General features: G+C 53.4%; 32 protein-coding genes. 14 read left to right on the top strand and 18 right to left on the bottom strand.

Annotated elements, in window-relative coordinates; translation table 11 throughout:
• Window positions 1-16: 16 nt before the first annotated feature.
• The 3 genes from M467_RS22390 to M467_RS31465 all read right to left on the bottom strand — a co-directional run bounded on the left by M467_RS22390 (window position 17) and on the right by M467_RS31465 (window position 2,171).
• A complete protein-coding gene (locus M467_RS22390) occupies window positions 17-1,018 on the bottom strand; it encodes a siderophore ABC transporter substrate-binding protein (RefSeq protein ID WP_021066411.1) in 1,002 nt (333 codons plus the stop codon).
• Window positions 1,019-1,311: 293 nt separating this feature from the next.
• Window positions 1,312-1,602 (bottom strand): hypothetical protein, encoded by a 291-nt coding sequence (locus M467_RS22385; protein ID WP_021066410.1) that lies wholly within the window; start codon window positions 1,600-1,602, stop codon window positions 1,312-1,314.
• Window positions 1,599-2,171 carry a zinc dependent phospholipase C family protein gene (locus M467_RS31465; RefSeq protein WP_021066409.1) on the bottom strand — a complete coding sequence of 191 codons (573 nt, stop codon included), beginning with the start codon at window positions 2,169-2,171 and terminating at the stop codon, window positions 1,599-1,601. The genes M467_RS22385 and M467_RS31465 overlap by 4 nt, the downstream gene beginning before the upstream one ends.
• Before the next feature lie 110 nt (window positions 2,172-2,281).
• On the opposite strand from M467_RS31465, the gene M467_RS22380 reads away from it, so the two are divergent.
• The 5 genes from M467_RS22380 (at window position 2,282) to M467_RS22360 (ending at window position 4,454) form a co-directional block, all read left to right on the top strand.
• Window positions 2,282-2,809 (top strand): TetR/AcrR family transcriptional regulator, encoded by a 528-nt coding sequence (locus M467_RS22380; protein WP_021066408.1) that lies wholly within the window; start codon window positions 2,282-2,284, stop codon window positions 2,807-2,809.
• A 1-nt stretch (window position 2,810) separates the two neighbouring features.
• Window positions 2,811-3,119, top strand: coding sequence for a DMT family transporter (locus M467_RS22375; RefSeq protein ID WP_021066407.1), 309 nt, complete (start codon window positions 2,811-2,813; stop codon window positions 3,117-3,119).
• 11 nt (window positions 3,120-3,130) lie between these two features.
• Complete coding sequence (locus tag M467_RS22370; RefSeq protein WP_021066406.1) at window positions 3,131-3,472, top strand: DMT family transporter; 342 nt, start codon at window positions 3,131-3,133, stop codon at window positions 3,470-3,472.
• The gene (locus M467_RS22365) at window positions 3,462-3,809 is read left to right on the top strand and encodes a nuclear transport factor 2 family protein (protein ID WP_021066405.1); all 348 of its coding nucleotides are present in this window, start codon (window positions 3,462-3,464) and stop codon (window positions 3,807-3,809) included. Before M467_RS22370 ends, M467_RS22365 begins: the two co-directional genes overlap by 11 nt.
• Window positions 3,810-3,944: 135 nt before the next feature.
• Window positions 3,945-4,454 carry a hypothetical protein gene (locus M467_RS22360; protein WP_021066404.1) on the top strand — a complete coding sequence of 170 codons (510 nt, stop codon included), beginning with the start codon at window positions 3,945-3,947 and terminating at the stop codon, window positions 4,452-4,454.
• 35 nt (window positions 4,455-4,489) lie between these two features.
• On the opposite strand, the gene M467_RS22355 is transcribed toward M467_RS22360, so the two are convergent.
• The 6 genes from M467_RS22355 to M467_RS22330 all read right to left on the bottom strand — a co-directional run bounded on the left by M467_RS22355 (window position 4,490) and on the right by M467_RS22330 (window position 7,938).
• Entirely contained in the window at window positions 4,490-4,852 is a 363-nt protein-coding gene (locus tag M467_RS22355) for a VOC family protein (protein WP_021066403.1), read from the bottom strand.
• Window positions 4,849-5,622, bottom strand: coding sequence for an ABC transporter permease (locus M467_RS22350; protein WP_021066402.1), 774 nt, complete (start codon window positions 5,620-5,622; stop codon window positions 4,849-4,851). Before M467_RS22350 ends, M467_RS22355 begins: the two co-directional genes overlap by 4 nt.
• Complete coding sequence (locus tag M467_RS22345) at window positions 5,619-6,323, bottom strand: ABC transporter ATP-binding protein (protein ID WP_021066401.1); 705 nt, start codon at window positions 6,321-6,323, stop codon at window positions 5,619-5,621. The genes M467_RS22350 and M467_RS22345 overlap by 4 nt, the downstream gene beginning before the upstream one ends.
• Window positions 6,324-6,338: 15 nt before the next feature.
• On the bottom strand, window positions 6,339-6,872 hold the full coding sequence (locus tag M467_RS22340) for a GNAT family N-acetyltransferase (RefSeq protein WP_021066400.1): 534 nt from the start codon (window positions 6,870-6,872) through the stop codon (window positions 6,339-6,341).
• Window positions 6,872-7,090, bottom strand: a complete 219-nt coding sequence (locus M467_RS22335) for a DUF6440 family protein (protein ID WP_021066399.1) — start codon at window positions 7,088-7,090, stop codon at window positions 6,872-6,874. The genes M467_RS22340 and M467_RS22335 overlap by 1 nt, the downstream gene beginning before the upstream one ends.
• Before the next feature lie 131 nt (window positions 7,091-7,221).
• On the bottom strand, window positions 7,222-7,938 hold the full coding sequence (locus M467_RS22330) for a GntR family transcriptional regulator (protein WP_021066398.1): 717 nt from the start codon (window positions 7,936-7,938) through the stop codon (window positions 7,222-7,224).
• A gap of 174 nt (window positions 7,939-8,112) precedes the next feature.
• On the opposite strand from M467_RS22330, the gene M467_RS22325 reads away from it, so the two are divergent.
• Genes M467_RS22325 through M467_RS22305 form a run of 5 tightly spaced genes read left to right on the top strand, consistent with a single transcriptional unit; the run spans window position 8,113 to window position 12,058 of the window.
• On the top strand, window positions 8,113-9,432 hold the full coding sequence (locus M467_RS22325) for a 6-phospho-beta-glucosidase (protein ID WP_021066397.1): 1,320 nt from the start codon (window positions 8,113-8,115) through the stop codon (window positions 9,430-9,432).
• Entirely contained in the window at window positions 9,429-10,748 is a 1,320-nt protein-coding gene (gene celB, locus M467_RS22320) for a PTS cellobiose transporter subunit IIC (RefSeq protein ID WP_021066396.1), read from the top strand. The genes M467_RS22325 and celB overlap by 4 nt, the downstream gene beginning before the upstream one ends.
• Window positions 10,749-10,759: 11 nt before the next feature.
• On the top strand, window positions 10,760-11,077 hold the full coding sequence (locus M467_RS22315) for a PTS lactose/cellobiose transporter subunit IIA (RefSeq protein WP_031200063.1): 318 nt from the start codon (window positions 10,760-10,762) through the stop codon (window positions 11,075-11,077).
• Window positions 11,074-11,370: a PTS sugar transporter subunit IIB gene (locus tag M467_RS22310; protein WP_021066394.1), complete on the top strand. Its 297-nt coding sequence runs from the start codon at window positions 11,074-11,076 to the stop codon at window positions 11,368-11,370. The genes M467_RS22315 and M467_RS22310 overlap by 4 nt, the downstream gene beginning before the upstream one ends.
• Window positions 11,363-12,058: a carbohydrate deacetylase gene (locus tag M467_RS22305; protein ID WP_021066393.1), complete on the top strand. Its 696-nt coding sequence runs from the start codon at window positions 11,363-11,365 to the stop codon at window positions 12,056-12,058. The genes M467_RS22310 and M467_RS22305 overlap by 8 nt, the downstream gene beginning before the upstream one ends.
• A 33-nt stretch (window positions 12,059-12,091) precedes the next feature.
• Here the strand turns inward: M467_RS22305 and M467_RS22300 are convergent, their stop codons facing one another.
• A complete protein-coding gene (locus M467_RS22300; protein ID WP_021066392.1) occupies window positions 12,092-12,652 on the bottom strand; it encodes an AAA family ATPase in 561 nt (186 codons plus the stop codon).
• A 143-nt stretch (window positions 12,653-12,795) separates the two neighbouring features.
• On the opposite strand from M467_RS22300, the gene M467_RS22295 reads away from it, so the two are divergent.
• Complete coding sequence (locus M467_RS22295; protein WP_021066391.1) at window positions 12,796-14,850, top strand: SH3 domain-containing C40 family peptidase; 2,055 nt, start codon at window positions 12,796-12,798, stop codon at window positions 14,848-14,850.
• A 136-nt stretch (window positions 14,851-14,986) separates the two neighbouring features.
• Window positions 14,987-15,898: a cation diffusion facilitator family transporter gene (locus tag M467_RS22290; RefSeq protein WP_021066390.1), complete on the top strand. Its 912-nt coding sequence runs from the start codon at window positions 14,987-14,989 to the stop codon at window positions 15,896-15,898.
• A gap of 30 nt (window positions 15,899-15,928) precedes the next feature.
• Here the strand turns inward: M467_RS22290 and M467_RS22285 are convergent, their stop codons facing one another.
• Genes M467_RS22285 through M467_RS22265 form a run of 5 tightly spaced genes read right to left on the bottom strand, consistent with a single transcriptional unit; the run spans window position 15,929 to window position 21,016 of the window.
• A complete protein-coding gene (locus M467_RS22285) occupies window positions 15,929-16,705 on the bottom strand; it encodes a VLRF1 family aeRF1-type release factor (protein ID WP_021066389.1) in 777 nt (258 codons plus the stop codon).
• A 12-nt stretch (window positions 16,706-16,717) separates the two neighbouring features.
• The gene (locus tag M467_RS22280; RefSeq protein WP_021066388.1) at window positions 16,718-17,887 is read right to left on the bottom strand and encodes a hypothetical protein; all 1,170 of its coding nucleotides are present in this window, start codon (window positions 17,885-17,887) and stop codon (window positions 16,718-16,720) included.
• A gap of 21 nt (window positions 17,888-17,908) precedes the next feature.
• Complete coding sequence (locus M467_RS22275; protein WP_021066387.1) at window positions 17,909-18,748, bottom strand: YitT family protein; 840 nt, start codon at window positions 18,746-18,748, stop codon at window positions 17,909-17,911.
• Window positions 18,749-18,767: 19 nt separating this feature from the next.
• On the bottom strand, window positions 18,768-19,886 hold the full coding sequence (locus tag M467_RS22270; RefSeq protein ID WP_021066386.1) for a M20/M25/M40 family metallo-hydrolase: 1,119 nt from the start codon (window positions 19,884-19,886) through the stop codon (window positions 18,768-18,770).
• A gap of 2 nt (window positions 19,887-19,888) precedes the next feature.
• Window positions 19,889-21,016, bottom strand: coding sequence for an AI-2E family transporter (locus tag M467_RS22265; RefSeq protein ID WP_021066385.1), 1,128 nt, complete (start codon window positions 21,014-21,016; stop codon window positions 19,889-19,891).
• Between the two features lie 161 nt (window positions 21,017-21,177).
• Here M467_RS22265 and M467_RS31460 point away from each other — a divergent pair, with 161 nt between their 5' ends.
• Window positions 21,178-22,410, top strand: a complete 1,233-nt coding sequence (locus M467_RS31460) for a hypothetical protein (RefSeq protein WP_021066384.1) — start codon at window positions 21,178-21,180, stop codon at window positions 22,408-22,410.
• Window positions 22,411-22,423: 13 nt separating this feature from the next.
• Here the strand turns inward: M467_RS31460 and M467_RS31790 are convergent, their stop codons facing one another.
• Both M467_RS31790 and M467_RS22250 read right to left on the bottom strand, forming a co-directional pair.
• Entirely contained in the window at window positions 22,424-22,588 is a 165-nt protein-coding gene (locus M467_RS31790) for a hypothetical protein (RefSeq protein ID WP_021066383.1), read from the bottom strand.
• Window positions 22,589-22,607: 19 nt separating this feature from the next.
• Window positions 22,608-22,835, bottom strand: a complete 228-nt coding sequence (locus M467_RS22250; RefSeq protein ID WP_021066382.1) for a DUF3221 domain-containing protein — start codon at window positions 22,833-22,835, stop codon at window positions 22,608-22,610.
• A gap of 125 nt (window positions 22,836-22,960) precedes the next feature.
• On the opposite strand from M467_RS22250, the gene M467_RS22245 reads away from it, so the two are divergent.
• Window positions 22,961-23,845, top strand: coding sequence for a tetratricopeptide repeat protein (locus M467_RS22245; protein WP_021066381.1), 885 nt, complete (start codon window positions 22,961-22,963; stop codon window positions 23,843-23,845).
• Window positions 23,846-23,916: 71 nt separating this feature from the next.
• Here M467_RS22245 and M467_RS22240 read toward each other — a convergent pair whose 3' ends face one another.
• Window positions 23,917-24,663 (bottom strand): SDR family NAD(P)-dependent oxidoreductase, encoded by a 747-nt coding sequence (locus M467_RS22240; protein WP_021066380.1) that lies wholly within the window; start codon window positions 24,661-24,663, stop codon window positions 23,917-23,919.
• Window positions 24,664-24,743 lie beyond the last annotated feature (80 nt).

The raw sequence follows: 24,743 nt of genomic DNA, 5'->3' as shown, positions 1-24,743 counted from the left end.
GCACAACGTGACTCCCTTATTTCGAAAGCGCGGCTGCGATGTCGTTGAAGAGTTCAGAATAAGTTTGAATCGACTCGTTGATGTACGTATCGTTCGGCGCATACACGATTTTTTCGTCTGTCACGGCTTTCGTTTTTTGGAGTGCCGGTGCGTTATCAATCACGTCCGCTGCAGGTACAGCATCTTCCATGCTTGAAATGGCCGCATCACGGTCGAGGACGAGCAACCAGTCCGGGTCACTCTCAGCAATCGCTTCAACCGAAACCTCATCCCCTTGGTGGTCACCTGTCGTTTTCGCTACTTCGAGGGCAGGTGTCCAGTCAAAGATGTCATACATCGGTCCGAAGACACGACCTGTGTTCGGCGCCGAGAAGCCGATATCGCCACCTGAAACAATGACTGACATCACTTTATCTTCACCGTTGTATGCTGTTTTCACACTGTCGATCGATGCTTCGAAGCTCGCGATGAGTTCATCTGCTTCCGATTCTTTTTCAAAGATTTGGCCGAGTGAACGTGTCGTCGTCTCAAAGCCTTCGACCAAGATTTCTCCTGGCGTGCCCGCATCTTCGGGAAGTTCGATGTCCAAGTTGATGACGGCCGCTTCTGGGACCAATTTTTTAATGTCTTCGTAGTAGTCGGCGAATCGTTGTCCGACGATGACGACATCCGGATCCACACCGGCGATCGCTTCTAAGTTCGGCTCATTGTGCATCCCAACGTCTACGATGTCTTTATCGTTTTTATAAGGCAAGTCCGCTGGAATCAATCCAATTGGCGCCGCGACTAAGTCGATGCCCCAATCCGAGAGCGTCTCGAACGTTCGGTTGTCGAGCGCGACGACCTTCTCCGGATTGACCGGTACGTCGATTGTTCCATGTGCGTCTGTGATTTCAACTGTCTTCGGTGCCGTCTCGGCTTCCGCACTTCCTGCGTCTTTCGTTTCGTCCGTGCTACCGCATGCGGCTAGCGTGAAGACGAGTGATGTGAGCATGACTGCTGCTTTCCATTTCCCCATTCTTTCCATCTCCCTATGTATCTGTTTTTGAATGACGACCTTCTCAGTGAGTCCGCGACTAGTCCACGTTTCTGCTCTATGTAAGGAATACTGATGCTTTCTCACTGATAATGATTATCATTGTCGTTTTCATTGAGAAGCATAACAAACAAAAATAGGTTGTGCAATGCCAAATTTTCAAATTGGAAATGGAAATATTATTCTTTCTATCTAATGCCGATAAAAAAAGAAAGCGGAACGCCTGTCCACTTTCTAAGCAAATAGAGTTCATTCGGTCACTCTCATTTGTCCGATTACGCTTCCGAAATCCCGTTAGCGAGCACCAACAAAAAAATCCAAATCGATAGCGGCACAATCAATCCAAGATTCCCGACGAGACTGAACACACGCACCGTCTTGTCTTTTGAGAACAGGCCCCAAATCAATGTGGCAATCAGGGCGACATCTAGAACAATGTAGACCCATATGGCCGTCATCAAGTTCAAATCCGGGAAAAAGCGGCCGTTCACAGTGAACAGCGCTACGATTGTCAAAATAGAAAGTCCAAACGTCACGTAAAGCGGTGCATAACGTCGTTGAATCATATAATCACCCCACTCTTCTGTTGGACCATCTGTCGACATCGAAGGATGCACGTCTCGACGTAGCCATCGAACTGGTGTGGCAAAAACATCGTATACGTCCCTTCCTCTTTCGCCTTCGCATCTTGCTTGATTTTGAGGATGAGTGCCAGCAGCTCGCCTTGTGCGGCATTGGTTAACACGTCGAAATCGAAGGCGTCCAATCGCTGCACTAAACGAGCGTTATATGAATCAAAATCGGTATAATACATCGCCTGCTTTTCTGGGTCTTTCGTAATGACTTGCTTGAGCCAGGCTTTATAAAACCCCTGCAACCAAATCTCGTCCGCGACGAGATGGCAATAATAGCCGAGGTGGAACGATTGATTCTCGTCCGCACTGTCCACCCAATATTGATTAAGATCGAGCCGTCTTGTCATATCCTCATGCCGTCCCGCGTAATAGTGGGTGTTTTGTTTAGAAGTCGTCGCATCGGGCGCAAGATTTCCCAACAAAAAAGTCGTGCGATCGACGTCTGTCAAATGCGCCCACACCTCATTCGCAATGACGAGGTGCATCAAATGTGAACCCATCATCTCTCCCCCCTTTTCCTAATTATCCCATTCATGTATCCATCTCGACAACCCACCTCTAGTCTGATACATTCACTATACTGACCGTTCAGTATAGTGGGAGGAAACACATGAGTAAAAAACAATTGTTACTGCGGACCGCCGCACAGATCATTCAAACCGAGGGCATTCAACAACTGTCGATGGACCACTTAGCCAAACGCGCCGGTATCACGAAAGGTGGCGTCTTATACCACTTTGAAAGCAAGGCCAACCTGTTGCAGCAGATGAATAGAATGGCGCTCGATGAATTTGAAAATCGGATCGTCCATCATCAAACCGAGTTGGATGGTCCTTACCCGTTCACACGCGCCTACGCCCTCGCGACGCTCGATTATAGCGATGGTGATGCCGACTTGATTGCCGTCTTCATCTCATCCCAAGAAGATGCGAGCGGAAAGCTTTGGAATGACGCCGCCAAACGATGGGATGAACAGTTCGCCGCGGATGGTCCTGACGCTGATCGCGTGCTCGAGCTTCGACTGCTCTGCGATGGGTTTTGGTTCGCGTTGACATACGGCTATAGCGCTGCGTTCAAAGACCGGGCCGCCCGCATCATCCGACAAAAGTGCGACGCGCTGTCAAAAGGAGAATCGTAATATGGGCTTCGTCTATCTCGTCGGTGCCATCGTCTCCGAGCTGTTCGGTTCGAGCATGTTGAAGCTGAACGCGACGACAACGAGTCGCCTGCCCGTTCTCGGTGTCGCCTTCGGTTACGTGACGGCTTTTTACTTGTTGTCGCTCGCCCTTCTTTCCATCCCACTCAGTTTCGCCTATGCGTTTTGGAGCGGGGTCGGCACGGCCGCGACGGCGCTAATCGGCTTCCTCGTCTTCAAGGAACAAGTCCGGATTCAGACTGTCGTCGGCATCGCGCTTGTCATTGTCGGGCTCGTCTTGATGAAACTGTGAGGAGGGAAATCATGAAATCATACGGAATCTTACTCGTATCAATCGCGTTCGAGGTGCTCGGGACGTCGATGTTGAAGCTGTCGGACGGATTCACCAATCTGTTCCCAAGTCTCGTTCTCTTAATCAGCTTCGCGATTTCGTTCACGTTGATGGGCATCGTCTTGAAGACCATCCCCCTCAGCATTGCCTATAGCGTCTGGGCCGGGCTCGGCACGGTCGCGACCGGGCTGATTGGGGTGTTCGTGTATGGTGAAGTGCTGTCGACGTTGAACAGCATCGGCCTGATCGTCATCGTGCTCGGCGTTATCATCATGAACTTTGGAAAACGGGAGGAGCAACCACATGTTGGCTGACTTAATCGAACGACAGGAACGGGCATTACTGACGACCGACGTGCGCACATCGCCTGAGCACTTGCACCGTCTACTCACGGATGATTTTTTTGAAATCGGCAGTTCCGGACGCATGTTATATCGGACGGCATCTGCCGCCACGATGGACCTCGGCGAGATTCACATCACCTTATCCGACTTCTCACTGGAGACCGTTCAAGACGACGTCGTCCTGGCCACGTATCGGACTGAAGACCACTCCACCGGACGCATCGCCTTGCGCAGTTCGATTTGGGTGAACGTGGATGGCCAATGGAAGATGCGTTTCCATCAAGGGACAATCGTTCCGCCTTCTTGAAACTAAATCGTCACCTAAAAAGGGAGTGTCCCGATCGACACTCCCTTTCGTCGTACCTGATTCATTTTTGTACATACCCCTCGTGTTCATGTTGTCTATAATCAAGCCATCTGATGAGATGAGAGGAAGATCAACATGTATCAACATACACAAAAGCAATGGTTTCAATCCGTACGTCCGAGGCGTTCCGTAGTCGAACAGCTGGCCATCAAGGCATCCCGGGAAGCGAAATTGACGTTCGAGCCGACCATCCCGCTCGATGCCATCCGTAAAAAACGACCGACCATCACCGTCACGTTCACGGTCGGCGGCTTCGGCGTCCATAACGAGTCCACCATCACGTTTTTTGAAGATGGCGCGGTCAAACGAGAAGTCATCTGGCGTGAAGAGTTCGACTTAAGCACGGCGATTCCCCGTTCCGGGTGGTACAACGAAACAGATGCCTTCCGCGTCCATGAGCGATTCGTGTCGCTCATCTCACATCGCTGGCCTGAAGTATTCGAGGAAAAAGGATGCTTCACGATGGACGGGACGCAATGGAACTTCACCGTGAACCGTCACGGCAAACTGTTGCATCAACATGGTGGCAGCAACGCCTATCCTTCCAATTGGAAAGCTGTCATCGAACTGTTCGGGATCTCTTGAACAAAAAAAGAGCACCCACAGCGGGCACTCTCCGTTTAGATGGCTTGAATCATCTCGACTCGATTGCCGAACGGGTCGCGGAACTCGAACCGGTCGAATCCAGGAATCGGGATGCCCGTGAGCCGCTCGATTCCTTCCGCCTCGAGCTTCTGTCCCCATTCCGCCAAATCGGTCACGGCGTAGGCGACGTGTCCTTTCGTCGACAACCGGTCGAACCCGTCCTCGGTGCCGACGTGGACGCTGCGGTCACCGACCTCGAGCCAAAACCCGCCCCGTCCTTGAAGTGACACCGGCTTCTCGATTTCTAGAAGACCGAGCACGCCGCAATAAAACGCACGGGCACGGGCTTCCTCCCCTTTCGGGATCGTGATTTGCACGTGATGGATGCCTTGAATCATGTCGTTTTCCCCTTTCGATACGTCAACCCGACGAACTGAAGTTTTTGGTTGAACAGGCGCGGATACGCCAGATAGCCGACCATGACCGCCGAAATCGACGCGGTCGTCAAAATGAGAAACAAGATGAGCAACTGATACAACACGGCTTCCATCGGGTCGGCCCCGCCGATGATGAGACCGCTCATCATACCCGGGAGTTGGACGAGCCCCATCGTCTTCTGCGCCTCGACCGTCGGAATCATGCTCGTGCGGATGGCGCTCTTCAAACTGCGCTCGATCGCTGCTTTCGGTGTGCCGCCGAACGACAAGATGAGCTCAATCACTTCATCGCTCCGCTCGACCTCGTCTTTGAACTTGTTCAAGAACAGGAGCGACAACACCATACAGTTCCCGATGACCATGCCGCTGATCGGGATGACTTTCTCCGGCTCGAACGGGATAATGCCGAGCCCGAGCATGAGCCCCATCGTCAACGTCTCGACCGTGACGAGCGTGAGCAGAATCATCCATGTGATGCCAGGGATGCCGTCCCCTTTCTTGATGATGTTCTGCGTCGCCGCCCCAATCATCAACAGAATCATGAGCAACATGAACACCGGGCTGTCGCTCTCGAAGACAAACGTCAAAATGTAGCCGATGATGAGCAACTGAACAATCGACCGCACCGTCGCAACCAAGATGTCGCGTTCGAGCCCGAGTTTTAAGAACAGGGCCAAACCGAGCGGGATGGCGACAAAAATCAATGAAGTCATCAGTTCGATGAACGTCATAGCTCTTCCCCCCTCACGAAACGACCGATCATCGGGTTATCGGACTCATCGATGAACGTCGCGTCGCCGAATTCAATCAATTCCCCGTTTCGCAAAAACCACATGTCATCACTGACACGGCGGGCTTGATCGAGGTCGTGCGTAATCCAGACGACGGTGACGCCGAAGTCTTTTTGCAGCCTGACAATCAACCGCTCAATCTCTTTAACAGTCCGATAGTCGAGGCTCGCCGTGATCTCGTCCAATAACAGCACGTCCGGTTTGTTGACGAGCGTCCGGGCAATGGCGACACGACTCCGTTCCCCACCCGACAACGTCTTGATCGGTTGGTCGAGCGAGATGCCGCCCAAGTCGACTTTCTGAAGCAAATCCGCCGCCCGCTCGCGTTCGAGCGTCTCACCGAAGATGGCTTTCGGCAGGTTCATGTTGTCGTACACCGTGCCATCAATCATCGGCGCACTTTGGAACGCCATACCGACACGTTGGCGCAACTCGATGACATCAATCGAATCGATGTTCTCCCCTTTAAAATAAATCGCGCCGGCGTCCGGCGATAACAGGCCGTTGATGTGCTTCAGGCACGTCGTCTTACCGGCACCGCTCGGACCGACGAACGTCGTGATCCGTCCTTCCCGAAAATAACCCGTCACGTTATGTAAAATGTCTCCATGACTCACGTTCTTGAATTCAATAATATGCATCGGCGTCGCCTCCCATCATGTCATGCTGTCTGTCTCAAGCAATGAATACATATATAAATCGTCGTACTTACCACGTGTGAACTCATACCCCCGCAGCAAACCTTCTCGCGTAAATCCGACCCGCTCGAGGAGCTGTTGTGACGCGGTATTCGCCGGTTCGACGAGCGCCTCGATACGATGGAACCTAAGTTGTGTGAACCCATGACGAATGACCGCTCGGAGCGCCTCACCGGCAATGCCTCTTCCCCAATGATCCGAGCTGAGCTCAAACCCAATTTCGGCTCGCTGGTGTTTCGCTGACACGTTCAAAAATCCGCAACTGCCGATGACCTCGTCTTGCCCGGTCAACGTGATTCCCCAGCGGACACCTGTCCCTTCCTCGAGAATCGAATCGTACCAGGCAATCTCTTCTAACGAATCCTCTAACGACGTGAACGGGTCGAGTCCCATATGGCGGACGACCTCAGGTTTCGATAAATATGCCAACAGGTGTGGCGCATCGTCCGCTGTAACCCGTCGTAACGTCAGCCGATTGGTGCTGAGTGACATCACGATCGGTACCCTTCCTCGACCACAACCTCACCATTCGCATCGAGTAGCGGAGTGATGCCGCCACCTGTCCCGACCCACGTCTGGATATAGTTCACGCCAGTGGCCGTATCGACGAGAATGGTGATTTGACCGAGTTCCGGCAGTTGTTCCGTCAACTTGACATGAAACCGTTTCGATTCTGCCGCTGCTTCTGCTATTTTCTTTTTAAATAACATCAGACCCCCACCTTTCTAATTCTAACTGTACGCAACATATCTTCTCGTTTCAATGAATGAGACGCATCCATAACTGCCGGATGTGAAACCCCTTTAATCCCTACAAAAAAACACGCCCGATTGTGGCGTGTTCATGAATAGCTCCGCTCGATGACGAAGCTCGTCTTATCCCCTCTAAAGTAGGATCGTGAATATTCAATCGTACGTCCCGAGGCGTCCTCGGTCACCGTCTCGATATAGAAACACGGCGTGCCGAGCGGACAGTCGAGCAACCCACTCACTTTCTCATCGGCGAGGGCAATCTCGAGCGCCTCCGTCGTCTTGGCGACGTGGACGTCATGGACTTGCGACAGCGTCTGGAAGAGCGAGTGCTCGGCCTGGTCTTTCGTGATGCCCGGTGCGATCTGCCACGGGATGAACGACACCTCGTATTGCGTCGGCTCACCGTCGGCGTGACGGATTCGCTCAATTTTTTGAATCGGCGCCTGTTCGTCGACTGTGAACACGTCTGCGAGTTGTTTCGTCGCCGAGACGACGGACAAGTCGATGAGCGAAACTTGCCCGCGCTTCCCTTGGACGGCAAGCTGGGCCGCGTAGTTGTTCGGCGTGTGCGATAACGTCTGTCGTACTTTCTTGCCGGCGACGAACGTGCCGCGCCCTTGCTGGCGGACGAGATACCCTTCCGTCGTCAATTGGTTGAGCGCACCGCGTACGGTCGTCCGACTGACGTCGAACTCCTCACACAAGGCGTACTCGGTCGGGAATTTCTCCCCTTCTGTATAATGGCCGCTCTTGATGCGAGCTAGCAACTCTTCTTTGATTGCGGTTTGAAGCGTCGATTGCGACATGCTGTCACCCCTTCTGTCGTCCTTCTTTACTTTATTGTGATACAGGAAACATACAAATGCAAATACAAAAAACAATTTGTATTATTTGTACTTTTTGTATTGCGACGAGTTGTATCATTTGTTATATTTGTTACAACGAAAAGAAATCGCTTTCACAAAGGAGGAGTTGGCACTATGGCAGTCAAGGTTGTCATCATCGGTGGAGGTTCAAGTTATACCCCCGAAATCATTGAAGGATTCATTCAGCGGCAAGCGACGTTCCCGGTCCGGGAGATCGTCCTCGTCGACATCGAGGAAGGGAGAGACAAATTAGACATCGTCGGCCGTCTCGCGGAACGGATGATTCAAAAGGCAGGAGCGGATATCTCGCTCCGTTGGACACTCAATCGGAAAGAGGCACTGCACGGGGCGGACTTCGTCTCGACACAGATTCGCGTCGGTGGTCTCGCGGCACGTGCGTTAGATGAGCGCATCCCGCTCAAGCACGGCTTCATCGGCCAAGAGACGAACGGGGCCGGCGGCTTGTTCAAGGCGTTCCGCACGATTCCGGTCTTGATTGAGCTCGCCAACGAGATGGCCGAGATTTGCCCAGACGCTTGGCTCGTCAACTTCACGAACCCAGCCGGTATCGTCACCGAGGCCGTGTTGAAGCATTCGGCCCATAACAAGGTCATCGGCGTCTGTAACATTCCGTTCAATATGCGCAACTCGGTCGCCGAGATTTTACAGACACCGGTCGAACGCGTCGGCATCGAATTCATCGGACTCAACCACTTCGTCTTCGGCCGTCACGTCTGGGTCGATGGGATTGACCGCACTGATGACGTGCTCGCGGCTTTGAACGACGGCACCGATTACTCGCCGGCGAACATCGTCGGGCTCGGTTGGAGCGAGTCGTTCTTGAAGTCACTCCGCATGTTGCCGAACCCGTATCATCAGTACTACTTCCAGACGAAAGATGTGCTCAAGAAAGATCTCGCCGCCTACGAACAGAACGGGACGCGGGCCGAGGTCGTGCAACAAGTCGAGGCGCAACTGTTCGAGAAGTACAAAGACATCGAGCTCGACGTGAAACCCGAAGAGCTCGAACAACGCGGAGGCGCCTATTACTCGGACGCCGCCTGCAATTTGATGGACTCGATTTATAACGACCGTGGCGATATCCAAACGGTGAACACGCTGAACCGTGGCACAATCCGCGACTTGCCGGACGATGCCGTCATCGAAGTGAACGCCGTCATCACGAAATCCGGTCCACGCCCGATCGCCATCGGGTCGCTCCCGCTGCCAATCAAAGGACTCATCACCAATTTGAAGACGTTTGAACAACTCGCCATCCAAGCGGCCATCTCGGGCTCGTATCACGACGCCTATCTCGCCTGCTTGATGAACCCGCTCATCCAAGATGAGAAAAAAATCGATTCGCTCCTCCGTGAGCTGTTCGATGCACATGAAGCGTACTTACCACAATTCAAGAAGGAGGTTTATTCGTGAACAAATTTATCGAAATCGCTGGGCGTATCGGCTCCCAGCGTCACTTGGTCGCCATCCGCGACGGATTCGTATCGGTCATGCCGCTCATCATCGTCGGCTCGCTCGCTGTCCTCATCAACAACTTCCCGGCCATCAACTTAGGTGGCCTCTCGCTCGACTTCGTCGGTATGATGAACAACGCCTTCGGTGAAGGGAACTGGCAAGGGCTCGGCGGCAACATTTGGACGGCCTCTTTCGCCATATTAGGGCTGTTAGTCGCCTTCTCAATCGGATATAACTTGGCCCGGTCGTATGGAGTCGACGGGCTAGCCGCCGGGATTCTCTCGGTCGCGTCGTATATCATGCTCGTCCCGGTCACCGAGGACTGGGGACTGAACTTCGCTTGGCTCGGCGCGCAAGGGTTGTTCGTCGCCATCATCGTCTCCATCGTCGTCACCGAGATGTTCCGTTATCTCATCAACACGAAACTGACAATCAAAATGCCAGACGGAGTGCCGGGCGGAGTCACGCGTTCGTTCCAGGCGCTTATCCCATCGATGCTCATCTTGACGCTCGTCGCTGCTGTACAGTTATTTATGACGCTCCAAATTGAGCTCAGCATTTTCGAAGTTATCTTCAAAGTCATCCAACAACCGCTCCAAGGGTTCGGCGATTCACTCGCAGCCGGTCTCGTCATCGCCTTCTTGAACCACATCCTTTGGTTCTTCGGGTTGCACGGCACGAACATCATCGGTTCGGTCATCGAACCAATCTATCTGCCGCTCATCGAACAAAACTTGGCCGCGTTCCAAGCGGGCGCGTCGGCGTATGACGTCCCGTTCACGGTCACAAAGCCGTTCCTCGACACGTTCGTCTTCATGGGCGGATCCGGTACGACGTTCGCACTCCTGCTCGCCATCTTCATCGTCGTCCGCAAGCAGCGAAATCACCCGTATCACCAAGTCGCGAAACTGTCGGCCCCGGCTGGACTGTTCAACATTAACGAACCGGTCATCTTCGGTCTTCCGATCGTCTTGAACCCGATCATGTTGATTCCGTTCATCTTGGTCCCGGTCACGCTCACCATCGTCTCATACGTCGCCTTGACGACCGGCATGGTACCGAAAACGGTCGCCATCGTGCCTTGGACGACGCCACCAATCATCAGTGGTTACCTCGTCACCGGTGGTAGCGTCCGCGGCATTTTGCTCCAACTCGTCAACTTGACGATTGCGACGACGATGTATATCCCGTTCGTCATGGCCGGTGCGAAAGCAATGACGGCCGAAATGAATAAGAACCAATCTGCTGCCAACGAAGGAGAGAAAATTTCGTGAAAACTGAAACGATGCAACAACTGTCATTCATGATCATCTTGCACGCCGGCAACGCCCGCTCGTCGGCGTTCGAGGCGATCGCCGCCGCCAAGCGCGGTGAAGTGGAAACCGCGGAAGCGAAAATGAAAGAAGCCGATGCCGCGTTTTTAGAAGCACACAAAATGCAGACCGAGCTCCTGCAAGAAGAAGCGCGCGGCACGGCAAGCGACATGAGCGTCCTGCTCGTCCACGCCCAAGACCATCTCATGACGGCGATGACCGTCAAAGAACTCGCCATCGAGATGATTGACATGATCACTCGACTCAATCGATTGGAGGAAACGAAATGAATATCTTACTCGTCTGTTCGGCAGGTATGTCGACATCGATCCTTGTTGAAAAAATGCGTGCCGAGGCTGCAAATCGTGGATTAGAAGCGACAATCGACGCGATTCCTGAGTCGCTTTTAAAGGAGCAAACGAACGTCGACGTCATCTTGATTGGGCCACAAGTCCGCTATCTTGAAAGCAAAATCAAGTCGTCGGTGTCGGTACCGGTCGCCGTCATCGACAACATGGCGTACGGTCTCATGAAAGGCGACCAAGTGCTCGATCAAGCGCTCGGTCTCGTCCAGAATGCATAAGACGTTCGTCTTGATCAACGCTGACGATTTCGGACTGACGACCGGGGTGAACCGTGGCATCATCGACAGCCACGTCCACGGAATCGTCAACTCGGCGACGATGATCATGAACGGTCACGCCGTTGAAGAGGCTGTGGTGCTCGCGAAGCAGCATCCGACTCTTCACGTCGGGGTGCATCTCGCCTTGACGTGGGGCCGACCGCTCGCCGAGACGAGCGCACCGCTCACGAAAGAAGACGGGACGTTCCGCTACACGAACCGTTTTCTGACGGAAGCGGCGCCAGACCCGGAACTTGTCTATCTCGAGTGGAAAGCCCAAATCGAGGCGTTTCGTGCGACGGGTCTCTCGCTCCATCACCTCGACAGTCATCACCACGTCCATGGCTGGCCGGCGATTCAAGACGTCATCGTCCGTCTCGCCGAAGAATATGGCACGACGTTTCGGGCCTTAACGACACTCGACGCACGCCGGGATTTGTGGGTGACCGAACGGTTCAGTGACGCGTTCTACGGTGACGGCGTCACACGAGAGACGCTCGATGCGATTCCACCTGGAGACTCGATTGAGGTCATGGTCCACCCGGCCGATCTCGACCCCATACTCCCGAGCGTCACGTCTTACCTCGATGCACGTCTCGTCGAGAAAGACCTGCTCACATCCTATCACCGCCCCGATTGGTGGGCATAACGAAAGCGAGTCCTTATGCGGGACTCGCTTTTGTCATAGCTGGAAATGTTGTTTGATTCGTTCGGCGACCGTCGCCGCATCGAGATGTGTGTTGTTGATGCGCAAATAGTTGTCGACGTCGAGTTCCCCGTCCTGTGAGTTCAATCGATAGAGCGTCGCCGTCTGCTTCAATTCACCTTCCGACCAGGCGATGTCCCGCTTCGTCGGCTTATGCGTCAGCCGGTTCTCCGTTTGGTTGCGAATCAGCCGCTCTTCAATGTCCGCCTCAAGTTCGACATAATAGATGTCGGCCCCGTTCGACTCGAACAGGTCGGTCACTTGTTTGATATACGCCCAGTCCTCTTCTAAATCAAACGCCCAGACGAACGTAAAAATCATCCCGTCTAAGTCACTTTTCGCGACTGCTTCGAACAGCTCATGGCGGAACAGTTGGACGAGGCGGCGGCCTTCGTCCGTCCCATAACTGAAGAACGGACTGACGAGGTCAATCGTCATATGGTTATGGAACAGCTTTAAATCCGTGATGCTGGCGAGCTCTTGTCCGACCGTCATCTTGCCGACGGCTTGTGGACCGAATAAGACTACAAATTTCATGATTCCCCTACTTTCTAACTACTTTTTGTTATTCTAGCATGCCAAATCGGAGAGAAGATACGACATCCCACCTCATTTTCTAACATTTTCCTTTTCTAAGTCGATATAATAACAGATGAAACTATAGACCTGAGGTGCTACATATGTATAAACGCTTATTCAGTTTGCTTGTCTTATTCAGTTTTTTATTGGTGGTCTCCGTCTCTGCAGAAGCGACCACACGTTTGATCAAAGCCGACACACCACTCCTCGTGTCGATGGAAGATAGCGACAGCTTGACCGTGTTACCGAAAGGCACGGCCGTCAACATCCTCGAACGGTCCGATACCCATGCCCACGTATCGGCAGGTGAACAAACCGGTTACGTCTTGAACGAGGCCCTCGTTGAACCGGTCATGAAAACCGTCATCGCTGAAACAGATTTGCTCGATGAAGCAGGGAGCGCGGTCGAGTTTTTGTCATATGGTTCGACCGTGAGCGTTTACGATTTAGGTGATCAAGCTACCCTCCTTCGTGTCGTCGGAGAGACGCCACGGTTCATCAAACGTACCGCACTCGCTGATACTGCCCCTGTCCTTGACGGAGAGACACGGTATGTCAAAGCAAAGACGAATGTTTACGCCACACCACGTATCGGACCTGTCGTCAGTAACGTTCAACTCGGACAGACGATCACCGTATTCGGGCAGACAAAGAATGGCTATTACCGGATTCGGTCAGGAGACACTTATCAGTATGTAGCGATGAGCGCGACACTCAGTCGCCCGATCAAGACAGCTGAAAGATACATTACGAAAGACACACCACTTTACGCTGATGCGAGTGGAAATACGATTGTCGGGACCGTCAAACGTGGCCAACGGATTAGCATGTACGGAGAAGTCGGAAATCGCTCACGCGTCTTCACGGGTGGCCAGTTCCGATTTATTCAAACGAATCATACGAGCACGACCAAACCTGCCCCACTAAAAACCGGGCAACGCTACATCACGAAAAACGCCCCCCTCTACAACGAGTCGTTCAAACAAGTCGGAACGCTCAAGCGCGGGTCGTTCGTCAACATCTACGGGACACATGGCAAGTACACGCGCGTCTACACGGGTGGACAATACCGCTTTGTCACCACCAGCCTGACGAGCACAACAAAACCCCCGCTCTATGACGCGACGGGGAAACGTTACGTCAAGTTCGATGAGGTCGAAGTGTATCAGACCGCTTCCACCTCGTCTAAACAAGTGGCCGAGTTCAATCGCGGTCGCTTGATTGAGACGTACGGCACGAGTGGGCATTATACACGGGTCAAGATTGGCACGAAGTATTACTTCGTCGCTTCGTCTTACTTGAGTCTGAATAAGCCGCTCCCAAAACCGAAAGTTGGCACCGTCTTCTACACACAACTTAGCGGGACACCGTACTTTTCGAGCGATATCGCCTATACGCGCCCAGCCGGCCAATTAGCGCGCGGCGCCAAGCTCGTCGGAATTCGTTCGATTGACGCCGACTTTTGGCAAGTCCGGCTCGCATCCGGGAAAAAAGTATACGTCTTGAATCCTTATATTGCGACGACGAAGCCAAAAGCCATTGAAAAATCAGCCGTGTCTGTAAAAGCCCATTATTATACGTTCAAACAGACACCATTTTATGCCAACCCGTATGATTCAAAACCAATCGGCTATCTCGATACAAATCGTCGCGTCTATCCACGCTCGCTTCATGGTGATTCGTATTTGATTCAAGACAGTTGGCGACCGGTCTATGTGAAGAAACAAGACATCCGTGTCAAGCAGGACCCGCTGTTGACATCACGCGGCAATTCGCAGACCGAACGCATGATTGCAGCGGCCGCAAAACATCTTGGGACGCCATACACATGGGGCTCCCAATCTCCGCTCAATGGCGGGTTTGACTGTTCCGGACTCATTCATTACGCGACCAACCAAGCCGGCAAAATTGGCGGACGGACGAACGTGAGTGGCTATTGGCAAAGCAACCATTTCAAGAACCGTCGGACGAACATTTCGACTGGAAAACGAGGCGATATCATTTTCTTCCACGGTACGTATCGCAACGGTCCGTCTCACATCGGCATCATGCTCGACAAAGAAACGTTCATTCATGCGGGTGGCGAGATGCTCCAAATCAACTCGATTCATGACCCGCAATGGCGGCCACACTTCCTCGGCTACAAGTCACTTTAATTCACACACGCCTGTCCTCACATAGGGACCGGTGTGTTTTTTATCGACATCGTCTGTTCACAACATAAGATTGTGTAGAAGCGGGAAAATAGGAATAACCGCTATCGTTATTCCGACTCAAAGGGAGGCCTACCGTATGCCGAAGGATCCTCAACTCGAGCGTTATGTCCTGCGCGTCTCCGTGCTTTGCTCGTTCGTCTTCGCCATCGCCGGCATCCTTGTCGGCTACTGGCTGTCGTCCGCTTTCATTCTCTTCGATGGGATTTACTCGTTTTTGAGTGTCATCATGAGTTGGATCTCGCTTCGGGCCGGCGTCTATATGCTGACGACCGATAAGCGGTTCCCATTCGGCAAAAGTTTGATTGAACCGCTCATCATCCTATTCCAGTACGGCGTCCTCTTGTACGTCATCGTTGACGCCTTCCTCGGGGCCATTGACGACGTCCGTGCCGGCGGCAATGAACTCGTCCTCGGCGGGGCTCTCGTGTATTTGACCATCAGCGCCGCGTTGACGTACGGCATCTTCCGCTACTTACGCACGTTCCAGATGAAGGCGAGCTCTGGTCTCGTCAGTGCCGAAATCGTTCAATGGCGGCTCAGCTTCATCTTGACCGGCGGGGCCCTCGTCGGCTATTTGATTGCCCAAGTACTCGTCTGGCTGTCGTTCGACGCCATCTCTCCTTACGTCGATCCGGTCATGCTGATTATCATCACGCTTTGGCTCGTCAAGACACCCCTCATCGAGATGTGGACCGCCATCAAAGAGTTGATTGGGATGAACACGGAGACGCCGTACAGCAAACAAATCACGCTCACCATCCTTCAAGTCGCCCACCACTATGATGTGTTGAAAACGTATGTCCGGACGACCAAGTCGGGCAACATGCTGTTCATCGAAATCGACCTCGTTGTCCCGAAAGACTATCGCTATGACAAAATCGCCGAACAGGATCGCATCCGTCAGAAAATCGAGGACGCGCTCGCGTTCTTGCCGTACGAGAAATGGCTGACGATTTCCTTTACGCAAGACAACCGATGGGCCGAATGAAAAGCGGGCGACATGTGTCGCCCGCTTTGGTCATGCTTCAAATGCTCGTCGCAATACTTCTTCATCCTCGGCATGTCCCAAGTTCCGGTTCACGACCCGCTCGACCTCGATTCCGAGCTCATCTTTCAGTAAGTTGGCGCTCCGGTCCTGCCCGATGATGACGACCTCACTCCACTTGTAATGCTTATGCAGTTTACGAATCTCTTCGGCGACGTCCCGATAAAATTGACGGACTTGATTTTCTTTCCGGCTGTCGAATTGATCCGTTTGGCTACTCGAGGCCGCCTCCCCGCCTTTCCCACGTCCTTGATACCGTCTCCATTGGTCGGTATCAAGATCAAGGTCGAACACGATGACATCCTCGATTTCACCGAGTCGTGTGTCATACGCTGTAATGCTGTCGAGCTGGGCGAGCAAAATCCCCGTGTTCGGGAACTCGGCGTCGAGCTTCTCGATTTGGTCCAAATTCGGTTTGTCGCCATAATGGAACTCGTTATCGACATCGAGCTGTAAGAAGTGAAGTTCGAACAAGCCGTCATTCCCTTCCGCGAATAACACGATGCTTCGCAACAGCTTATGTTCGTTACTCCGAATTTCTTGCTCGGCCCGGGTCCGGAGCTGTTTGAACGCTTTCAGCTTCGTCTCGTCCCCACTCTTGATTTCTTGCTCGAGCCGGCGCAACTCGTTCTTCAAATGAATCTCCCATTTGTCGCGCTCACTCGGTTTCGTGCTCAAGTACAGACTGAGCACCCCCGCCTCTGCATTGTGAAGTTGTTTGATCGTTCCCAGTTCGGTTGATAATGCCATGTCGTTCCCTCCTTAATAGATGAAAGCAGCAAGTATCCCCGTGATGAACACGGATGTGATCGTCACCGTCGAGAATCCGGCGACAATCATTTTCGGTAAAATCTCATCCTCGATGATATGCACCTCCTCTTCCGTCTCCCCGACACTCTTCGCCGCCTCTTCACTTAAGATCAGCGTTCCCGGGAATCCATACAGCGCCGTCAATCCAATCGCCATCGACATCTCTTTCGAGTAACCAAGGAAGCGTCCGACGATGAGTGCGAACAATAGCAGTCCGGACACACCGAGGACGAACGAGATGGTTATTGGTACGATTAAATCGAATAAGGCGCTCGGTGACAATGTCGCGAGCGGGCCGAAGATGATGAGAAGAATCGCAATCATGATGAGACCATAAGCGTCAATCCCGTTCAACGCGTTCGCTTTCAAAATTTTGAAGCGGCGCAACACGATCCCGAGAATCAAAGCGATAACGAATGTGTTCAAGTAACCGTTCGTCCATCCGCTCAAGACGGTCGAGATGAGGACGACGACCCCCAAGACGAACAACGTCCCCGCTGTCGTGTGGAACGCAGGCGGTAAAATCGAATCGTCCGTCTCGTCATGGACGACCGCATGTTCTTTCGGTGTTGCGAGCGTACCGTCGCGATGCGCCGTCCGGATGCGGCGTGCTTCTTTTCGTAAGATGATCGATGTGAGCGGAAACCCGATCAGTCCTTGTGTCGCCGCAATCAACACTGGGAAGACGGCGACTGAGACGAGCCCGGCATTGACGGCCGCGTCTTGGACAAGAATGATGGAAATCGTTCCGCCGCTGATGGCTGCAATCGCACTGAGCACATAGTTCGTATCGAGGAAAAACTGGCCGATGCCATATAGGAAAGCGGCAATCCCGAGGACAGCAGATACTCCGATGACGAACGTCTTCCATTGCCGTTTGAACTCATCGAGACTGATCAGCGTCCCGAGATGGACGATGACGAGACCGACGACCGTCTGACCGAGCGTGAGCAATGAAGAGGAAGGCAACAAATCTTCCGGGAACAAGCCCGATTTGAACCCGATGAGAAAAATGATAGAAGCGACGAATAGAGACGACAGGAGCGCTTTCGTCTTCTTCGAGACGTAGTCGCTGATCGTCCAGATGAGCATGACGATCGTGAAGGCGAGTAAGGAGTTCATGAGGGGCTCCCCTTTCAGAAGTTAGACACGCGGTTGATAGCTAAAGCCGAGACCGTGAACATCAGCGACATTATAGACGATCATGAACGACCGTTGATCGATGGCGTTGATGGTTTTGAGTGCCGTCTGATATTCATTCCGGGTCAATACAATCATCAACATCTCTCGATTTTCTCCTTGGAACCCTCCCCTCACGTCAAACACGGTAATGCCTCGGTCGACGTCCCGGTACAACGCCTGCTTGATGTCATCGAGATGTGACTCGCTCATGATGAATATCGCTTTCTTCCGATCGAGACCGAGCTCGATATACGCCATGACGGCAGACGTCAAAATAATCGAGGCGATAGCAAACAAGAACGATTCGACCCCGAAGACGAACAGGCTCGAGAAGACGATGAGTGCATCGGTCAAAAAGAAGCCGATGGCCGTGTTCAGTCCCGTGTACTTATGCAGGATAAGTGGCGGAATCGTCGTCCCGCCACTCGAGGCGCCGATTCGATACAGCATGGCCACGGCGACAGCGAACAAGATGCTGCCGAACACAACCGAGAAAAAGCGGTCCGACGTCACCATGTATTTCGGGACGATAGCAAGTACGAGCGGCAAGAACAGGCTTCCGAGCAACGTGTTGAAGAAGACGCTTTTCCCGAGAAAGATGAACGTCAAGACGAGCATAACCCCGTTCAAGACGAACACGACGAGCGAGCGGTCGATGCCAAGGACATCTTCTAACAAAATCCCAATCCCGGTCACACCGCCGGCCGCGATGTCATGCGGACCTAGAAATAAATTGATGGCCAATCCGAGGACGATGATGGAAAGCAAAATGACAGCGACGTCTTGTAGTCGTTTGCGCACGACAACCCCTTCCCTTCCGTTAAGGCCGAAACGATTCCATCGTCTCAATCAACCGGAGCACGAACCGAACACTGTTCTCGAGTTCTTCGATCGGAATCGCTTCGTCGACCGTATGAATCGCTTTATACCCAATCGACACATTCAGCCCAACTTTGCCATATTCGTTGAACACGTTGGCATCACTCCCGCCGCCGCTATGTTCGTAGCGCACCGGGAACGCTTCCAGTTGTAGCGCATCCGCCACTTGGCGCACGAACGGCTCGTCTTCGGGAAAGCGATAACTTCGAATCATCTGCTTGCGCTCGATATCGACCGTGCCGCCATGGTTTTTGGCTGCTCGCTCAAACGTCTCAACCATATGCTCGACCTGCTCGACACAGGCGTCGTGGTTGAGCGATCTCGCCTCACCGATGAGCGTGACGTGTTCCATGACGACATTGCTGCCGGTCCCGCCCGAAATCTTCCCGATATTCGCCGTCGTTTCCGAATTGATGCGTCCGAGTCTCATCTGACTGATCGCCTCGGCCGCGATGACGAGTGCCGAGATGCCTTTCTCCGGTTCGAGTCCGGCGTGAGCGGCCTTGCCATGGATGTCGATCGTGAGACTGAACATACTCGGTGAACTTAAGATGATTCCGCCGACCGGTCCCCCGTTATCGAGGATGAGCCCATGTTTCGCTTGAAGCGACGAGAGATCGAGCGCTTTCGCCCCGAGCAGGCCTACTTCTTCACCCGGCGTCAACACGAGTTCAATCGGTCCGTGTCGGACTCTCGTCTCGCTCAGCCGTTCGATGACCTCGATCATGATGGCAATCCCCGCCTTATCGTCGGCTGCGAGAATCGTCTCTCCTTGCGAGTAGATGACGCCATCTCGGACCACGGGCACGATCCCTTTCCCAGGTGCGACGGTATCGATGTGGGCCGATAAAAACAACGGTTCGATGGAAGAATCCCCAGCCAGACGGGCAATCAAGTTGTTCGATCCGAGACCGGTCGACGACTTCGAGTCGTCTTCCTCAATCGTCAGACCAAGGGCGAGCAATCGTCCTTTTACATACTCAAGGAACGGACCTTCCGCATACGATTCCGAGTCCACTTGTACTAAGGCAGCGAATGTATCGACGATTCGTGCTGACATGGTCAACGACCCCTTTCACCGGAGAACTTCGACTGTTTACGGAGCGCATATAGTTTTTGGAGATTAAGGAACGTGACTTTGAGGACGGCGTAGAGCGGGACGGCGAGCAACATACCGACGATACCGGCGAGACGTCCCGCCACAAGCAAGACGAGCGTGATGGTGATGGGATGAACACGGAGTGATTTGCCTTGGACGAGCGGTGAGATGACGTTGGCGTCAAGTTGTTGGACGATGGTGATAGCGATGATGACGTAGATGGCTTTGACCGGTTCATCGATGAAGGCGATCAAGACGGCGGGTGCGGCCCCGAGGAACGGACCGAAATACGGGATGATGTTCGTTGCGAAGATGAACAGACCGAGCGGCAGGAAGAATGGGACGTCGAGCAACCACAAAGCGATTGTCGCGAAGAAACCGACGAACGTACAGACGATGAGCTGGGCGCGGACGTAGCGCTTAATCGTCTCGTGCATGTCGTGCAGGATATGACGGGCGTCCTGTTCATACGTCGGCGGAATCCAGCGGACGATCGCACTCGCGAGCTTACCACCGTCAATCAACATGAAGACATACAAGAACAAGGCGATGAATAACGTGAACAGCCCGGAAATGACGAGGGCGAGTAGACGGCCGAGCGACCCGGCGACCGAACCGATGACAACCCCGAGCGCATCGGCCAATTGGCGCACCCACGTCTCGACGGACGTCGCGTTCTGTTCGGCGTACTCACGGAACCAGCTGTACTCCTCGAGGCGGGCGTACAATAACAAGAATTGACGATAACTCTCTTCGGCAAAGCGCGGGAACGTATCGAGCAAGGCGAGCAGTTGCCGCGTGATGAGCGGACCGAGTGTCAGGACGAATAGGACGGTCAATAGGAGCATCAGCAGCAGAATCGTCAAAATCGCGAGCGACCGGCGCTTGAACTTCCCTTCCAACCAATCGACGAGACCGACCGTCAAATAAAATAAGATGCCGGCGAATAAAAACGGGGTCAGGACGGTGGCAAAAAAGATGCCGATCGGATAAAACAAGAACTCGACTTGTTTGGCCATGAACACGATCGTCAAGATGAGCAACACCCAAATCCCATTACGGAAGGCACGGGTCGTCCAAAAGGGCTGCATGTCGGTTTCCCCTTTCTGAAACGTTACAATAGTTCTTTCCCGTTTTGAAAAAGTTCATTCCACCATCCTTTTCTGTATGTGCCTGAACAAATATTTGTTTACCCCTGCTTCATATGAGGAATAGGCATATCATCTATGTGTATGAAGGAAGGTGTCATCCCGTGACTTGTCCACGCTGCGGAGCGAAGACCCGCTCGAAAACCACTGTTTGTCCGACGTGTGGCCATCGCCCACGTCGCTTGAAATGGATTGCTGTCCCCATTGTCATTGCACTCATCGCATTCGTCTCGTTTTTAACGAACGCCTATCTTACCGACAGCCCGCGCTCGAGTGATTCACTCGCCGACAAAGTCGATTTGAACATCACGAAAGACACGGTCTCAGCCGATGGTGCCACCACCGTCGATCTCGAGACGTTGCAAGATAGCCTGTATACCGTCGGCACGGGTACCGGGTTTTTGATTAGCCCGCAAGATGTATTGACGGCGGCCCATAACGTCGCCGGCATCACCCGTGTCACGATGAAACATGGTGACAAGACGGTGAACGGAACCGTCATCGGTCGGACCGACGCCATCGCCGTCATCCGCATCGAAAAAGTGAAAGCGACCCCGTTCTCGTTCAGCCATGCGATTGTCGGACCGGACGAATCGGTGTTGACCCTCGCACCGGACGAACAGATTGAAGGAACGCTCACGTTCGAAGAAGACAGCTATCGTCGCGAATTTGATTTACCGAACCGCGCCATCGGCAGCCCGATCGTCACGGCCAATGGACGGGTGCTCGGCCTTCACCTGGTGACGAAGACGCTCCCGGTCGCCTTGTTCGAACAAGACGTACTGTCGTTCCTCGAGTCGGATACACCGGCCCCGCCACCGACGACAAAACGCAGTGCCCCGGCCGCTGAACTCGCACCGGTCGCACCGATTACACCGGTACCGAAACGTGAGGACCCGGTCGAACCAGCTCCGGCGCCTGAACCGGAACCCGCGCCCGAACCGACACCAGCACCGGAAGCCGAGGCAGCACCAGACACACCGGAACCGACCGAGCCTCCAGTTGAAGAACCTGCACCGGTCGAGGAAGAGCCTCCAGCCGAACCGGAACAACCTGCTGAAGAATCGGAGGCTCCTCCCGTCACGGAGCAACCGACCGAGCCTGACGTCCCCGTGACCGAACCGGTCGAGCCGGAACAGCCGGCAGTTCAAGAAAAAGAAGCGGAGGCGGCACCGGTCAAGAAACAAGACAAGCCGAAAGCCACCGCTAAACCTGACAAGAAAGAGACGCCGCCCGTCGTCAAGGAGAAACCGGTCGCCGATGACGCGACCGAAGAAGCCACAGACGAGCCGGCTGCAGTTGAAACTGAAGATGAAGAAAGCACGCCATCGGAATGATGACGTGCTTTTTTTACGTGTCATTTCGAGAGCGTCGCTGCAAGTTGCCGACCGCGGCCCCGAATAGGAGCAGGATAATCGACAACATCCAAAATGGCATCACGTCCTGCAACAACCAGACGAGCAGCGCACTGATGGCGATGACGACACCCATCCACAAAAAATTCGACTGTCCCATTTGTTTCACCTCGGTCTCATCATAGCACATCAATTCGATGCGCCGTCGCCTGTGGCGGCAGCGAGCGGGTCATCTTCTCATCGTGCTCGACGCGCACCTGTTGCCCGACGGCGAGCGGTGTCTCATCCTCTCGAAGCGGCTCTTCCCAGTGAAACACGATACCATCGAACGGATTGGCATCTAGATTCGGCGCGACCCGCATCCGCGTCGGTTCGAGCTCGACAATATAACCCGTGAACGTGACCATCTCCATCCCTCCATTTCCTCGGAAATCCTTCCCTATTCTTTTCCCATTTTTTGAAATAACTCTACTCGTCCGTCCGAATGCTCGGTATAATGAAGCAACACTCATTTACGCCGGGAGGGACCTTCATGAAACACACCATCGATTTACACCATCCAGACTTTCAACGCACCTTCCTCGAGATGATGCTCCTTGAAGAAATGATTGACGACTATAACGCCGAAGCAATCGAATCGCTCGTCGTCCGCGGCGAGACGAACTTTCCGGACGACCCGTTCTTTCCGGCAATGCGGGCGTATCCGCTCATCCGTGAAGGCGAGTTCGGCCGGGCCCGTGACGTGCTCGAAGCCGCGAGCGCAAAAGGCGACCATTACATGATCCACTGTCTCCATGGCATCTTGAGCGACGATACGAATTTCTTGTTCGAGGCCGAGCAGCATTTCCTTCGGGCCGTCGAACGCTATCCGAACGTGCCGATCGTCCAACGCACCATCGCCGTCCATTACTTCAATCGTAAGTTTTATGGGGAGGCTGGTCTCCACTTGATGCATTACGTCCGACTCGCCGGATTCAACGAAGAGACGGTGCCGATGTTGCTCGAATTCTTCCAAGTATATGATGAGATTCCACTCGAGATGAACGATGAGCTCCTCAAGGTGGCCATCGGATACTTGAACGCTAACCCGCGCAACCCTCGCGCCCACTCGCTTTATGCGTCCATCTGCAGCCATCGGGTCGAGATGCTCGTCAAACGGTTGCCGGAAGACAACCATCAGCTCGATGACGAGACAATCGCGATGTTGCTCGAGGTCGAAGAGCACGGCATGTGGAGTGCGACGTATGACGACAGTGAGGACCACATGTTCCGCGCCATGTTTGCCGATTATATCGACAACGTCGTCTTGCCGAACACGTCCAAACTGTATGTATACCGTTTGCGTCTCCGCTATTGGTATCACCGGCTCACGCACCGGTTGACCGGAGGCTACGGGGATTCGATGCGCTCGTCTTGATTGAATATGAACAGGGGTCCTGCCACCACATGTTGGTGACGGGACCCCTGTTTGTTTCTTATTTGACTTGATCACATATACGGATGAATCGGTCCGCGCAACTCGAACGAGTAATCCTCGTGGTTGACGATTCCGACGACTTGATCACTCTCGAGCAATTGGACTAAAAACTCAGCCATCTCTTCGGCCGTATGATACTTCTCGACGTTTTGACTATAGTCAAAGTCGTCCTCTTCACGGGCACGGTTCGCAAAGCCCGTCTCCGTCGCAGCCGGCGCGAGCACTTTCGCCCGCAGTTTGTCCCCATCGTTCATCAGTTCACGAGCAAGCCCTTCCGTATACGCACTGACGAAGAATTTCGATGCGCTATACGTGACGCCTTTTTTGGCGATATGATACCCGACGACCGAGGCGACGTTCAACAGTGTCGCCCCTTCGACATTGTGATAGTCCCGGACGTATAGGCTCGACAGCACCGTCAACGCCTCGACGTTCAAACGGATCATGTTCTCGATTTTTCCGACCTCGACGTCCTTCACGAGATTCGAGTCGCCGAACCCGGCGTTGTTGATCCACGTCTCGATGTCGAAATCGGCGAGCGACTCATACAGCCCGTATACGTTCTCACTGTACGACAAGTCTTTCGCCTTGATGATAACATCGCTCTTCGGCGCGATCGTCTTAATCTCACTTCGTAACTTCTCGAGCTCGTCGTGGCGGCGTGCCACGAGCACGAGTGACTTCCCTTGCTTGGCGAGCAATTTCGCCGCTTCATAGCCAATGCCTGAACTTGCTCCGGTGATGACGGTATATTTCATGACCTGTCTCCTTTTCGATGGAATCGAGATTTTGTCTCTCTCCCGCAATTCCCGTAACACCCTCTCGTCAATCCTGACAA

This window comes from Exiguobacterium chiriqhucha RW-2, from assembly GCF_000416965.1.
Classification (GTDB): Bacteria; Bacillota; Bacilli; order Exiguobacteriales; family Exiguobacteriaceae; genus Exiguobacterium; species Exiguobacterium chiriqhucha.
The sequence above is the reverse complement of the archived record's forward strand: the minus strand, read 5'-3'. Positions and strand labels throughout refer to the sequence as shown.

Bases quoted from the DNA above. Each gene is read 5' to 3' on its own strand.
- M467_RS22390 (WP_021066411.1), bottom strand. From the start codon at position 1,018: ATGGGGAAATGGAAAGCAGCAGTCATGCTCACATCACTCGTCTTCACG.
- M467_RS22385 (WP_021066410.1), bottom strand. From the start codon at position 1,602: ATGATTCAACGACGTTATGCACCGCTTTACGTGACGTTTGGACTTTCT.
- M467_RS31465 (WP_021066409.1), bottom strand. From the start codon at position 2,171: ATGGGTTCACATTTGATGCACCTCGTCATTGCGAATGAGGTGTGGGCG.
- M467_RS22380 (WP_021066408.1), top strand. From the start codon at position 2,282: ATGAGTAAAAAACAATTGTTACTGCGGACCGCCGCACAGATCATTCAA.
- M467_RS22375 (WP_021066407.1), top strand. From the start codon at position 2,811: ATGGGCTTCGTCTATCTCGTCGGTGCCATCGTCTCCGAGCTGTTCGGT.
- M467_RS22370 (WP_021066406.1), top strand. From the start codon at position 3,131: ATGAAATCATACGGAATCTTACTCGTATCAATCGCGTTCGAGGTGCTC.
- M467_RS22365 (WP_021066405.1), top strand. From the start codon at position 3,462: ATGTTGGCTGACTTAATCGAACGACAGGAACGGGCATTACTGACGACC.
- M467_RS22360 (WP_021066404.1), top strand. From the start codon at position 3,945: ATGTATCAACATACACAAAAGCAATGGTTTCAATCCGTACGTCCGAGG.
- M467_RS22355 (WP_021066403.1), bottom strand. From the start codon at position 4,852: ATGATTCAAGGCATCCATCACGTGCAAATCACGATCCCGAAAGGGGAG.
- M467_RS22350 (WP_021066402.1), bottom strand. From the start codon at position 5,622: ATGACGTTCATCGAACTGATGACTTCATTGATTTTTGTCGCCATCCCG.
- M467_RS22345 (WP_021066401.1), bottom strand. From the start codon at position 6,323: ATGCATATTATTGAATTCAAGAACGTGAGTCATGGAGACATTTTACAT.
- M467_RS22340 (WP_021066400.1), bottom strand. From the start codon at position 6,872: ATGTCACTCAGCACCAATCGGCTGACGTTACGACGGGTTACAGCGGAC.
- M467_RS22335 (WP_021066399.1), bottom strand. From the start codon at position 7,090: ATGTTATTTAAAAAGAAAATAGCAGAAGCAGCGGCAGAATCGAAACGG.
- M467_RS22330 (WP_021066398.1), bottom strand. From the start codon at position 7,938: ATGTCGCAATCGACGCTTCAAACCGCAATCAAAGAAGAGTTGCTAGCT.
- M467_RS22325 (WP_021066397.1), top strand. From the start codon at position 8,113: ATGGCAGTCAAGGTTGTCATCATCGGTGGAGGTTCAAGTTATACCCCC.
- M467_RS22315 (WP_031200063.1), top strand. From the start codon at position 10,760: ATGCAACAACTGTCATTCATGATCATCTTGCACGCCGGCAACGCCCGC.
- M467_RS22310 (WP_021066394.1), top strand. From the start codon at position 11,074: ATGAATATCTTACTCGTCTGTTCGGCAGGTATGTCGACATCGATCCTT.
- M467_RS22305 (WP_021066393.1), top strand. From the start codon at position 11,363: ATGCATAAGACGTTCGTCTTGATCAACGCTGACGATTTCGGACTGACG.
- M467_RS22300 (WP_021066392.1), bottom strand. From the start codon at position 12,652: ATGAAATTTGTAGTCTTATTCGGTCCACAAGCCGTCGGCAAGATGACG.
- M467_RS22295 (WP_021066391.1), top strand. From the start codon at position 12,796: ATGTATAAACGCTTATTCAGTTTGCTTGTCTTATTCAGTTTTTTATTG.
- M467_RS22290 (WP_021066390.1), top strand. From the start codon at position 14,987: ATGCCGAAGGATCCTCAACTCGAGCGTTATGTCCTGCGCGTCTCCGTG.
- M467_RS22285 (WP_021066389.1), bottom strand. From the start codon at position 16,705: ATGGCATTATCAACCGAACTGGGAACGATCAAACAACTTCACAATGCA.
- M467_RS22280 (WP_021066388.1), bottom strand. From the start codon at position 17,887: ATGAACTCCTTACTCGCCTTCACGATCGTCATGCTCATCTGGACGATC.
- M467_RS22270 (WP_021066386.1), bottom strand. From the start codon at position 19,886: ATGTCAGCACGAATCGTCGATACATTCGCTGCCTTAGTACAAGTGGAC.
- M467_RS22265 (WP_021066385.1), bottom strand. From the start codon at position 21,016: ATGCAGCCCTTTTGGACGACCCGTGCCTTCCGTAATGGGATTTGGGTG.
- M467_RS31790 (WP_021066383.1), bottom strand. From the start codon at position 22,588: ATGGGACAGTCGAATTTTTTGTGGATGGGTGTCGTCATCGCCATCAGT.
- M467_RS22250 (WP_021066382.1), bottom strand. From the start codon at position 22,835: ATGGTCACGTTCACGGGTTATATTGTCGAGCTCGAACCGACGCGGATG.
- M467_RS22245 (WP_021066381.1), top strand. From the start codon at position 22,961: ATGAAACACACCATCGATTTACACCATCCAGACTTTCAACGCACCTTC.
- M467_RS22240 (WP_021066380.1), bottom strand. From the start codon at position 24,663: ATGAAATATACCGTCATCACCGGAGCAAGTTCAGGCATTGGCTATGAA.